At 66.9% G+C, this 11,194-nt stretch carries 8 protein-coding genes; 5 read left to right on the forward strand and 3 right to left on the reverse strand.

Going from position 1 to position 11,194, the window contains the following annotated elements:
- Nucleotides 1–73: 73 nt before the first annotated feature.
- Nucleotides 74–1,123, reverse strand: coding sequence for a tRNA preQ1(34) S-adenosylmethionine ribosyltransferase-isomerase QueA (gene queA / locus ATI53_RS19495; protein ID WP_111551151.1), 1,050 nt, complete (start codon nt 1,121–1,123; stop codon nt 74–76).
- A 27-nt stretch (nt 1,124–1,150) separates the two neighbouring features.
- Nucleotides 1,151–4,411 carry a YhdP family protein gene (locus tag ATI53_RS19500; protein WP_111551152.1) on the reverse strand — a complete coding sequence of 1,087 codons (3,261 nt, stop codon included), beginning with the start codon at nt 4,409–4,411 and terminating at the stop codon, nt 1,151–1,153.
- A gap of 95 nt (nt 4,412–4,506) precedes the next feature.
- Between ATI53_RS19500 and ATI53_RS19505 the strand changes: the two genes are divergently transcribed.
- The 4 genes from ATI53_RS19505 to ATI53_RS19520 all read left to right on the forward strand — a co-directional run bounded on the left by ATI53_RS19505 (nt 4,507) and on the right by ATI53_RS19520 (nt 7,890).
- Nucleotides 4,507–4,959, forward strand: a complete 453-nt coding sequence (locus tag ATI53_RS19505) for a peroxiredoxin (protein ID WP_009504149.1) — start codon at nt 4,507–4,509, stop codon at nt 4,957–4,959.
- A 104-nt stretch (nt 4,960–5,063) separates the two neighbouring features.
- A complete protein-coding gene (locus ATI53_RS19510; protein WP_111551153.1) occupies nt 5,064–5,870 on the forward strand; it encodes a ferritin-like domain-containing protein in 807 nt (268 codons plus the stop codon).
- A 201-nt stretch (nt 5,871–6,071) separates the two neighbouring features.
- The gene (locus ATI53_RS19515) at nt 6,072–7,382 is read left to right on the forward strand and encodes a M23 family metallopeptidase (protein ID WP_111551154.1); all 1,311 of its coding nucleotides are present in this window, start codon (nt 6,072–6,074) and stop codon (nt 7,380–7,382) included.
- A complete protein-coding gene (locus tag ATI53_RS19520) occupies nt 7,372–7,890 on the forward strand; it encodes a bactofilin family protein (RefSeq protein WP_009503332.1) in 519 nt (172 codons plus the stop codon). Before ATI53_RS19515 ends, ATI53_RS19520 begins: the two co-directional genes overlap by 11 nt.
- A 79-nt stretch (nt 7,891–7,969) precedes the next feature.
- Here the strand turns inward: ATI53_RS19520 and ATI53_RS19525 are convergent, their stop codons facing one another.
- On the reverse strand, nt 7,970–8,791 hold the full coding sequence (locus ATI53_RS19525) for a sulfite exporter TauE/SafE family protein (RefSeq protein WP_009503333.1): 822 nt from the start codon (nt 8,789–8,791) through the stop codon (nt 7,970–7,972).
- 397 nt (nt 8,792–9,188) lie between these two features.
- Between ATI53_RS19525 and ATI53_RS19530 the strand changes: the two genes are divergently transcribed.
- The gene (locus tag ATI53_RS19530; RefSeq protein ID WP_009503334.1) at nt 9,189–10,781 is read left to right on the forward strand and encodes a gamma-glutamyltransferase family protein; all 1,593 of its coding nucleotides are present in this window, start codon (nt 9,189–9,191) and stop codon (nt 10,779–10,781) included.
- Nucleotides 10,782–11,194: the final 413 nt, after the last annotated feature.

Genomic DNA, 11,194 nt, shown 5'->3' on the forward strand with positions numbered 1-11,194 from the left:
CGCCTTGCCCGTGCCATCTTGGGCACTGTCATACAAGACCGAACACCCCCTGGCATCGCGCGGCGCCGTGGCGTCACGGGATCAGCAGCGACGCATCCCCGTAGGAAAAGAACCGGTAGCCCCGCGCGATCGCGTGATCGTAGATCCGCATCACCCGGTCACGCCCGACAAGCGCCGAGACCAGCATCATCAGCGTCGATCTGGGCAGGTGAAAATTGGTCATCAGCGCATCCGTCACCCGGAATTCGAACCCCGGATAGATGAAAATATCGGTGACCCCGCGCCACGGCGCGATGGCGCCGGTGTCGCGCGCCGCCGTTTCGATCAGCCGCAGCGCGGTGGTCCCAACGGGGATGATGCGCCCGCCCGCGGCCTGCGTGGCGGCGATCTCGTCGGCGGCGCGCGGCGTCACCTCGCCCCATTCACCGTGCATCTTGTGGGTGGTCACATCGTCGACCTTGACCGGCAAAAAGGTGCCCGCGCCCACATGCAGCGTCACGCGGGTGAAATCCACGCCCCGGGCGCTCAGCGCGTCGAGAAGCGCGGTGTCGAAATGCAACGAGGCGGTGGGGGCGGCCACGGCACCGGTCCTGTCGGCCCAGACGGTCTGGTAATCGCTCTTGTCGCGAGCATCGGCCTGCCGTTTGGCGGCGATATAGGGCGGCAGGGGCATGGCGCCCGCAGCCTCAAGCGCGGCATCGAAATCGGGGCCAGCAAGATTGAAGCGGAACAGGCCTTGGCCATCCTCGCGCCCGGTCATCCTGGCAGACAGCCCGTCGGAAAACACCACGGTCTCGCCATCACGCAGCCTTTTCAGCGGCTTGACCAGCGCCGCCCAGCTGCCGTCGGCGCGCGGTTCCAACAGGGTGATTTCGATCCGGGCACGGGTCTGCCCCTGCGCGCTGTCGCGCTCGCGCCAACCCGTCAGCCGCGCCGGGATCACCCGCGTGTCGTTCAGCACCAGCCGGTCTCCGGGGCGCAGCCAGTCGACAAGGTCGGTCACGACGCCATCGGTGATCGCATCGCCCGTCGCGACCAACAGACGCGCGGACGAGCGCGGCACGGCGGGCCGGGTCGCGATACGGTCTTCGGGCAGGTCGAAATCGAAATCGGAAAGCTGCATGTCGGGCCTTTGTTCAGGGAGGCTGGTCTAGTCGCCGGGACTGGGCGGAGGACGGCGAAAGATGTCACGGAACATGCCGGGGGTGAAGGCGGAAAGCGGGTTGACCGACACGTCCGGGTCATCAATGCCGCCCCCGAGGTTGAAGGTGAACCCGATCAGCCCCTCGCCCTTGCGCGCAAACAGTCGCCCGATGCCGTTAAGGATATAGACTGGCGACAGCACCCCCTGCATGTCCATGCGCCGCCCCGCCAGATCGTAATATCCATCCATCGAGATCCCCATCGACGGCCCCACCGCGCTCGACCGTTGCAGGATCACCTGGCGCGGGGTGAGGCGAAAGCGCGCCTCGACCTCGGAAAAATAGAGGCCGGCGCCGTTCATCTCGTCGATCAGGCCGACCACCGACACCGCGTCAAGAAGCCCGGCGATGGCGGGCGCGTTCTTCAGCCGGGCGCCGCCGATCTGCAAGGCGCCGTCGTATTCGCCGGGGCGTCCGCCCACCGGAATCAGCGTCAGATCGAAGGTGCCGTCCTGCACGTTGCGAAAGATCCCGGCCCCCGCCAGCACGTCGCCCGCGTCACGGCTTTGCAGACGGATGGCGTTGCCGCCGTTGCGCGGTTCAAGCGCGCCGGTGATCGGGGCGCGGCCGCCGACACGCGCCTCAAACGTCCCCGCAAGCCCGCCGGTTGCGCCGCGAAAGCTGCCGTTGACATCGCTCAGGTAGATTTCGTCGCTGACCTGCAGGCGGTCCAGCGTCAGCGTGACCGGCCCCGCGCCGCCGCCGCCCCCACCCGCCCCAAAAGACGCGCGGCGCATGTCCAGCGTGCCCCCCGACAGCGTCACCGCCGGCGCGCGGTCCTGCCCGCGCGACGCGATCACCGCCGAACTGCGCAGCCAGCCGCCGACGTTCAGCTCTGGCAGGGTCAGCCGTTCGAAGCGGCCCGCGCGGTCCAGCGTCACGGCGCCCGCCGCGTCCAGCCCGGCCCCGGACAGCGCCAGCCGGTCCACCGTGACCGGCTGGCCAAGCGTGCCCGAAACGTCCAGCCGCCCGGTCTGGGCCGTGCCCAGCCGCCAGCCGATCTGTGGCACCGACAGCCCGACGCCCGCCAGCGTCGAGGTCAGCGCGTAGCGCGGCGGACGCCCCTTTTCCAGGTCGATGGTCAGCTGCCCCGGGCCCTCGCCCGAAATCGTGCCCGGCGCCAGCGACAGCCCCAGCGCGCGGGCCGCCGCATCCGACAGCGTCATCGTCCCTTCGACACGGCTGGGCGAGTCGGGTGCAAGCGGCTGCGTCCAACTGCCGTCGAACCCGATGCCGTCGAGCGCGGCGCGTCCCGAGATCGCCAGCCGCGCGTCGGTCACGTCGATCGCCAGCCGGTCCGATGTCAGCCGCCGCCCCGGCACCACCTGATCGCTGGAAAACCCCGTCACCACGCCGTCCACGTCCACGGTGATCTGTTCGCGCGGCGGCTTGGGCATAAGCGGAACAGTGATGACCCCCGACACCTCGGCCTCGCCCTGCCCCAGATCGACCGGCTTGCCCGCCTTGGTCAGAAATTCCAGTCCGGGACTGTTGATATAGGACAGCGCGGCGGTCAGCGGGCCACGGGCGTGCAACGTCAGCTCTCCGGCGGCGGGTTTCGCCGTCATGTCGGGAATGACATAGCGCGTTCCGGCCCCGTCCAGCACGCCGCCCTGATCGGGCGTCGCCTGTCCGCGTTCCAGCGTCACCGCTAGCCGCGTGCCGTCGATGGTCAGCTGCCCCGCGCCGCCGGACAGCTGCGGCAGCGTACGCGCATATGTCAGCGCGACATCCTCGACCCGCCCGTCGATGAAAAATCGCGGCCGGGTTCCGGGCGCGAGGCGCACCGCAAGGACCCCATGTTCCAGCCGCCCCGCGTGGATGTTCCTAGCCACCCAGTTGCGCGGCTTGTCCAGTGCCGCTTCGGGCCACAGATCCAGAAGCGTCGCCAGTGACATGCGCTCGATCGTGCCGTCCAGCGCCAGCCGCCAGCCATCCTGTTCCGCCGAAACCTCGCCCGACAGGCGCAGCGGCAGATCGGGGTCGCTGCTGCGCAGGCGACCCAATTCGAACCGGAACGGATCAAAGGCAAGACGCCAGTCGATCTCGGCCCCCGCCAGCGCCAGCGGCTTGTCGAACATGCCGCCCGGATCCGCCTCAAGACGGGTGATGCGAAACTGTCCGGTCATTTCGTCGGGCAGCCCGCCCGATCCGATTCCGACCAGCGCGGTGCCATCGGCCAGCATTGTGCCGAGGGCGCTTTTGACCGAGATCTCGTCGACACGCAGCACGCCGGGGCCGGGATCGAACGACAGGTAGGTGCGGGCGCTGTCGAACGGGATCGGCTGGGCCCCGGCGGTGGGTTGCAGCACGCCCTTGCCGATCCGAAGCGTGGCCGACATCTCGCCCAGTCCGCCATCCGCCAGGAGCGTGCCCCGCAGCGCCCCCGAGATCGGCGCGCGCAAGGCCCCCAGCCAGGCCAGCGCGGCGGTCTGCGTGGCGATGTCCTGCGCCGGCAGGTCGGACAGGTTGACGCCAAAGCTGGCGGTCGTCTGCCCGATCGGGCTTTCGACATTGACCGCAAGGCGCGCGGGTACGTCGCCCTCGCCCAGCAGCGCCACGTCGCCCGCAAGGCGCAGGCGCCCGGCCTCGCGCTCCAGGCTCAGCCGGCCGCCGTCCGCGATCCAGGTGCGGCCGCTCAGCGCGTCTTCGTAGCGCAACGTCAGGGCGTCGGCCTCGACGCGGCGCAACGCGGAAAAGCGCGGATCGTCCAGCGCCGCGTCAAAGGCCGCAAGCACATCGGGCAGCCGGGGCGGCGGGCCGTCCCCGTCGAACAGATCGCCCATGGCCAGCCCGACGCTGCCGTCCGCGTCGCGGCGCAGCGTCAGCATCGCGCCGGACAGGCGCGCCGCCCCCAGCCGAATGTCGCCGCGCAGCAACGCCATCGGGTCCAGCCCGATTTCGAACCTGCCAAGCGAACCGACATCCACGCCCCCGACGCCGCGCACCGTGACATCGCTTGCCGCAAGCCGCGCCAGCCCGTCCGGTTCGATCCGCAGGCGCAGGTCGGCGAAGCTGACATCAAGGCCTGGCATCGCGGCGGCGATCCGTGCCTCGACCCGGTCGCGCAGCCAGTCGGGCGCCGACAGGGGGCGCGACAGCACCGCCCACAGGCAGATACCGGCGGTGAACAGCCCCGCCAGGCACAGCCCGACGCGGCGCGGCCAGCGCCGTGCCGGCCCGGTCCTGCTGGGGTGTGTCCCTGCCACGCGCTTTCGATGCCCCCTGACGTTTTCATTCCCGTTCAGGCGTTCTACATGGTTTCCTGACGATTGCGAAACACGATAGCCGGAGCCTTTGCCCCATGTCCCAGACCGCCCCCGATTTCACGCTTCCCGTCACGGGCGGCACCGATGTCACGCTGTCCGCGCTGCGCCCCGCGCCCGTGGTGCTGTTCTTTTACCCGCGCGACGACACCTCGGGGTGTACGTTGGAAAATCAGGATTTCACCGCCCTGTTGCCGCAGTTCGAAGCGGCCGGCATAAAGGTGTTCGGCATTTCGGCCGACAGCCTTGCCAGCCACGACAAGTTCATGACCAAGAAGGATCTGACCGTGCCGCTGTTGTCCGACGGGGACGCAAAGGTCTGCAAGTCCTTCGGCGTGTGGAAGGAAAAGAAGATGTACGGCAAGACCTTCATGGGGATCGAACGCAGCACCTTTGTGATAGATGGCGACGGTCTCATCGCCCACGAATGGCGCAAGGTGAAGGTGCCGGGCCACGCGCAGGCCGTGCTTGACGCCGCAAGGGCGCTTTAGCCCCGTGCACGCCATGCGCGACAAGACCGCGCCCGCCATCTGGCAAGCCCGACTTTGGCAAGCCCGAATCAGAGCCCCCCGAAAACGCCGGGAAAGGCCCGCCGATGATAACGCTTAGCGATATGGCGCTGGATGTGCTGACCACCGCCGACGGGCGCGAAAAGACCGCCCGCTCGCACGCCCATGCCGCCGCCTGGCGCGCTGCCCGCGCGGCGGGCGCGCCGCTGGACATCGGCGCCGCGGTGCCGCCCTTGCGTCCCGCACGCCCCGCCCGTCCCGCCCTGCTGGACCCGCGCGATGTGCCCAAACGCAAGCCCGGCTCGCCGCAGGGGCGCATCGCGCTGCTGCATGCGGTGGCCCATATCGAACTGAACGCCGTCGATCTGCACTGGGACATCATCGCGCGTTTTTCCGATGTGCCCTTTCCGCTGGGATATTACGACGACTGGGTGCGGGCCGCCGACGAGGAATCCAAGCATTTCAACCTGATGTGCGACTGTCTCGAAGAACTTGGCAGCCATTACGGCGCCCTGCCCGCGCATGCGGGCATGTGGCGTGCCGCCGAAGACACGGCCGGCGATCTGATGGGACGCCTCGCGGTGGTGCCGATGGTGCTGGAGGCGCGCGGGCTGGACGTGACTCCGGCCATGATTCAGCTGTTCCGCAGCGCCAAGGTGCCAAGCGCGGTTGCCGCCCTCGAAACCATTTATGCCGAAGAGGTCGGCCATGTCGCCTACGGGTCCAAATGGTTCAACTTTCTTTGCGGGCGCAAGGATCTGGACCCCAAAGAGACGTTCCACAGGCTTGTCCGGACCTATTTCCACAGCACGCTCAAGCCGCCCTTCAACGAGGAAAAGCGCGCCGAAGCCGGTCTGCCGCCCGATTTTTACTGGCCGCTCGCCACCGGCTAGACCCGTCCGATCCGCCTTAGCCAAACGGCGAACCCCTTGGCATCGGCGGATTTTTGCCGGAATTTCTCTGGTTCGCGGCGCCCCGCCGATGATCCGCCCAAAATTCTTGCGCTCGCCCGGACCCACCTTTAAGCCCATCGCAAGGGCGCGGTTTTTGGGGAGCCGCGCGCCAAAAGTTGGGACGGGAAAAGGGACAAGCTGGTGAGAACGCGTTTCGCGATCAGAACCCATGCGCTGATGGAACGATTTTTTCCGGAACGTCGGCTCTTTCTGAAATCGGACAACGATACCCGGTTTATCCGGCTGCGGCCCGAAACCCAGGCGGCGGCCTATCTCGGCGGCGCGCTTCTGGTGTCCTGGGCGATCATCGCCACGGCGATCCTGCTGATGGACAGCATCAGTGCGGGCAATTTCCGCGAACAGGCGCGCCGCGATCAGATCACATATCAGCGCCGCCTGAACGAACTGTCGGACGAACGCGACAGCCGCGCCGCCGAATCCCTGGCCGCGCAAGAACGGTTCAACACCGCCCTGGCGCAGGTGTCTTCGATGCAGGCCCGCCTGCTGGACAGCGAAACCCGCCGCCGCGAGCTGGAAACCGGGATCGACGTGATCCAGACCACGTTGCGCGACACCATGAAGGACCGCAAGGAGGTGGGCAACCGGCTTGCCGCGCTTCAGGCCCAGATCGACGGCGGCGACGTCGCGATGCTTGGCGGTGGCGATGCTGACGGCACGCTCGATCTGCTCTCCGAGGCGCTGGCCCGCACTGCCCAACAGCGCGACCAGGTGGTCGCCGACGCGCAGGATGCGCTGGTCCGCGCCGATGACATGGCCACCGAATTGCGCCTCATGGAAGAAAAGAACGACCGCATCTTCCGCCAACTCGAAGAGGCGATGACCGTCTCGGTCAAACCGCTCGACAAGATGTTCACCGCCGCCGGCATGGACCCCGACCGCATCATCGGCGAGGTCCGCAAGGGGTATTCCGGCCAGGGCGGCCCGCTGACCCCGTTGACCTTTTCGACCCGTGGCGAAGAGCCGTCCGCCGATACCGAGCGCGCCAACCGTATTCTGGGCGAGATGGACAAGCTGAACCTGTACCGCATCGCCGCTCAGAAAGCGCCCTTCGCCGTGCCGATCAAGGATGCCTTCCGCTTTACCTCGGGCTTTGGCCGCCGCTGGGGTCGCCTGCACGCGGGCACGGATTTCGCCGCGCCTCATGGCACGCCGATCTACGCCACCGCCGACGGTGTCGTCACTTGGGCGGGCTGGCAGTCGGGCTATGGGCGGCTGGTCAAGATCCAGCACGCCTTCGGAATCGAGACGCGCTACGCCCATCAATCCAAAATCCGCGTGAAGGTCGGCCAAAGGGTCTCGCGCGGGGAACGCATCGGTGATATGGGAAATACCGGACGGTCGACCGGGACGCATCTTCACTACGAGGTTCGCGTCGGAGGTGAGCCCGTAAATCCCATGATCTACATCAAGGCTGCAAACGATGTTTTCTAAGAGCAAGATCAACGAGCCCGGGCACAAGGCTGACGACACCGCACCGAAACCGGCGCCCACGTCCGAAGCTCCGCGCACTCCCAATCCGGAATTCAAGCCGACGGCGCCCCCCAAGGCCAAGCCCCCGGCGTCGGTGCTCTCGAGCGATCTGCACATCACCGGCAACCTGCGCACCACCGGCGACATCAACGTCGAAGGCACCGTCGAAGGCGACATCCGCGCGCATCTGCTGACCATCGGCGAGTCGGCCACCATCAAGGGCGAGGTTGTCGCCGATGATGTGGTCATCAACGGTCGGATCGTCGGTCGCGTGCGTGGCCTCAAGGTGCGGCTGACCGCCACCGCCCGCGTCGAAGGTGACATCATTCACAAGACCATCGCGATCGAAAGCGGCGCCCATTTCGAAGGCTCCGTGCAGCGCCAGGACGATCCGCTGTCCACGCGCGGCAAGACCGGCGCGCCCAAGCCCGCCGCACCGAACGGTGCCCCCGAGACGCCGGCAAGCTAAGGCGCGCCTGCGCAGAACACGACACGGGAAAACGCCGGGCCTTGTCAAAAGCCCGGCGTTTTTGCATGCGGCGCGGCGATCAGCCCATCAGCGCCTTGCGCAGCATATTGAGCGCCACAAGCATCAGAAAGCCGCCAAAAAACCGCTTGAGCCGCGCGGCATTGGTGGCATGGGCCAGCTTGACCCCCAGCGGAGCGGTCAGCAGGGTCATCGCGATCACCACCAGAAAGCCCGGCAGGTTCACCGCGCCCATCGTCAGGGGCGGACGCGAGTCGGCGGCGATGTCCACAAACAGGAAGCCCACCGCCGAGGGAAATGCGATCAGCAGCCCAAAGCCCGCAGCCGTCGCCACCGCCCGATGGATCGGCGTTCCGTGCAGGCTCATGAGCGGCACGCCAAAGCTGCCGCCGCCGATTCCCATCAGCACCGACAGAAACCCGACCACCGGCGAGAACAGGAACTGGCGTCCGCCAGAGGGCATCCGTTCGGCCACCTGCCAGCTTGTTTTGCCGAACGCCATATAGGCCCCGATGAACAGCCCCAGCCCGCCAAAGATGAACTGCAGGGTGACCGAGCGCAGAGCCGAGGCCGCGATCACTCCGACAACGGCGCCGATGACGATGCCGGGCGCCCAGGTTTTCAGCACATCCCAGTCGACCGCGCCCTTGCGGTTGTGACTCGCGACCGACCGCATCGAGGTGACGACGATCGTCGCCAGCGATGTCGCCAGGCAAACCTGCATCAGTTGCGGCCCTCCGTAGCCCATCGACTGAAACGCGTAGAAAAACGCGGGCACCAGAACGACACCGCCTCCGACGCCAAGCAGCCCTGCGAGCACGCCGGCGATGCCTCCGATCACCACGAGAAAGAGCAGCAGCTCGATCATCAGGGTCATGTCCATTCCCAGTCTCTCCTTGTTGTCCCGGTCAACGCGGCGTCGCGTTCGCCGCCCAGGATGTTTTGCCCGGAATCGCCCCGCGCCGGCGGTCTGATGTCGCATGCCTGCCTGCCCCCGAACAGCCCCTCCGCCGGAACGCTCCCTCGCGGCACCGCAGGACGGGCCATCGTTTGGGCTGCGTGGACCTTCAGACAGTCTTGCGCGGTGCGAATGTTCACGGGCGGGCGGGCTCCTGCGGATCGGCGGTTGATCGGGCGGTGCGAATCCTTCATATGTATACATGTCGGGTCTAATTGAATCCAGATCCGACCGCGACCGGGTCGGGGCGCTGTGTGGGCAGGCCATAGGGGGCGCTCTTGCACCACTCACGGAACCCGACGGCCATTCCACAGGAGAGAACATGACCTTCGATTTCTTCTCAGCCCGCCGCCCCGCTCCGGTCGCGACAGAGGCGATGATCGCCACATCGCATCCGCTTGCCACCGCGGCCGGTCTTCGGATGCTGAACACGGGCGGAAACGCGGTGGATGCCGCGCTTGCCGCCGTGGCGGTGCAATGCGTTGTCGATCCGTTGATGACCGGAATCGGCGGCGACTGCTTCGCGCTTTATGCCCCGAAGGGCGGCCCGGTTAAGGCGTTGAACGGCTCGGGCCGGGCGCCCGCCGCTGCGACGGTCGAGGCGCTGCGCAAGGCGGGCCTGACCGACGAGATCCCGCAAACCAGCCCCCACGCGGTGACGGTGCCCGGCGCCATTTCGGCCTGGTGCCTGCTGCATGAAAGTCACGGCTCGCTGCCGCTGGACCGGATTTTTGCCAGCGCCATCCGCTATGCCGAAGACGGCTATCCGGTGATGCCGCGCGTTGCCATGGACTGGGCCGCGAATGCGGAACTGGTCAGCGGCGATGCGAATGCCGCCGCGCTGTTTCTGCCCGACGGCCGCGCACCGCTGGCCGGGGAACGCCACGCCCAGCCGCTGGTCGGCGCGCGCCTGCGCGAAATCGCGGCCAAAGGCGCCGCCGGATTCTACGAGGGCGAGACCGCTGCCAGGATGGCCGCGCATCTGCGCGCGCTTGGCGGTCTGCACACCGAAGAAGATTTCCACGCCGGCAAGGATGCCGCGATCTGGACCGACCCGATCTCCGCCCCTTATGGCGGCTACGATGTGGTGGAATGCCCGCCCAACGGACAGGGCCTCGCGGCGCTGCTGATCCTGCGCATCCTGTCGAAATTCGATCTGGGAGCGGATCTGTCCGAGGCCGACCGCATTCACCTGCATGCCGAGGCGACAAAGCTGGCCTATCACCACCGGGACGCGCTGATCGCCGATCCGGCGCAGGCCAGGGACGTGACCGGGGTGCTGCTGTCGGATGCGGTTGTGGATGCGCTTGCGGCCAGGATCGACATGACCCGCGCCCTGCCCCCTGTTCTGTGGGACGAACCGGAACACAAGGACACGATCTATCTGTGCGTGATCGACAAGAACGGCAACGCGATAAGCTTCATCAATTCGATCTTTCACGGGTTTGGCTCGACCCGGCTCGACCCGGCGACCGGAGTGCTGTTCCATTCACGCGGCGCAAGCTTCCGGCTGATCGAGGGGCACCCCAATGCGATCGCGCCGATGAAACGTCCGATGCACACGATCATTCCGGGAATGCTGTGCAGGGATGGCGCGGCGGTGATGCCGTTCGGCGTGATGGGCGGGCAGTATCAAGCCGCCGGGCACGCGGCGTTCCTGTCGGGTCTGCTGGACCTTGGAATGGGCGTGCAAGAGGCGATGGACGCCCCGCGCAGCTTTGCCCATGACGGCGTATTGCAAATCGAACCGGGCGTGTCGGAGCGCGCGCGCGTCGAGCTTGAGGCACGCGGCCATCGTCTGGCGGTGCAGTCCAGCCCCATCGGCGGCAGCCAGGCGATCCGCATTGATCCCGAAACCGGGTTTCTGACCGGGGGCAGCGACACCCGCAAGGACGGCTGCGCGCTGGGGATCTAGGCCACCCCAAAAGCGAAGAATGTTATAACCGAAATTCCCGCGCCCGATCACGGGGTTTCGGAAACAGAAAAGGGCGCCGCGACGGATCCAAGCCCCTTACCAGATGTGTGGAAAAAATACTTCGGTTGGCCACATCGTGGCCAATCCTTTCCTTAGAAACTTAGCTTGACGGAACTCTGAAATGGAGGTGTCAGGTTCAGGTGAAGTCTGTCCCGCAAAAATCTGCGACAGCCGGAAAGAGACGGCTTCCACTCCCGTTTTTCGGGGTGGATGTGAACTTTTGCCGGAACCCACAATGCGCCCATTTCGGCGTTCGTCCCGATCCCCGGGATGGTCGGGGACTGAAAGCTGGGCTCCGCGAATGCCAACTTCCCGCGGGGAAGAGTCGGCGGATCAGCCGACAACAAATACTT

The sequence above is a fragment of the Salipiger aestuarii genome (assembly GCF_003259905.1).
GTDB lineage: Bacteria > Pseudomonadota > Alphaproteobacteria > Rhodobacterales > Rhodobacteraceae > Salipiger > Salipiger aestuarii.

Excerpts from the sequence above, each read along its gene's own strand:
- queA (WP_111551151.1), bottom strand. The coding sequence starts at position 1,123 with ATGCAGCTTTCCGATTTCGATTTCGACCTGCCCGAAGACCGTATCGCG.
- ATI53_RS19505 (WP_009504149.1), top strand. The coding sequence starts at position 4,507 with ATGTCCCAGACCGCCCCCGATTTCACGCTTCCCGTCACGGGCGGCACC.
- ATI53_RS19510 (WP_111551153.1), top strand. The coding sequence starts at position 5,064 with ATGATAACGCTTAGCGATATGGCGCTGGATGTGCTGACCACCGCCGAC.
- ATI53_RS19520 (WP_009503332.1), top strand. The coding sequence starts at position 7,372 with ATGTTTTCTAAGAGCAAGATCAACGAGCCCGGGCACAAGGCTGACGAC.
- ATI53_RS19525 (WP_009503333.1), bottom strand. The coding sequence starts at position 8,791 with ATGGACATGACCCTGATGATCGAGCTGCTGCTCTTTCTCGTGGTGATC.
- ATI53_RS19530 (WP_009503334.1), top strand. The coding sequence starts at position 9,189 with ATGACCTTCGATTTCTTCTCAGCCCGCCGCCCCGCTCCGGTCGCGACA.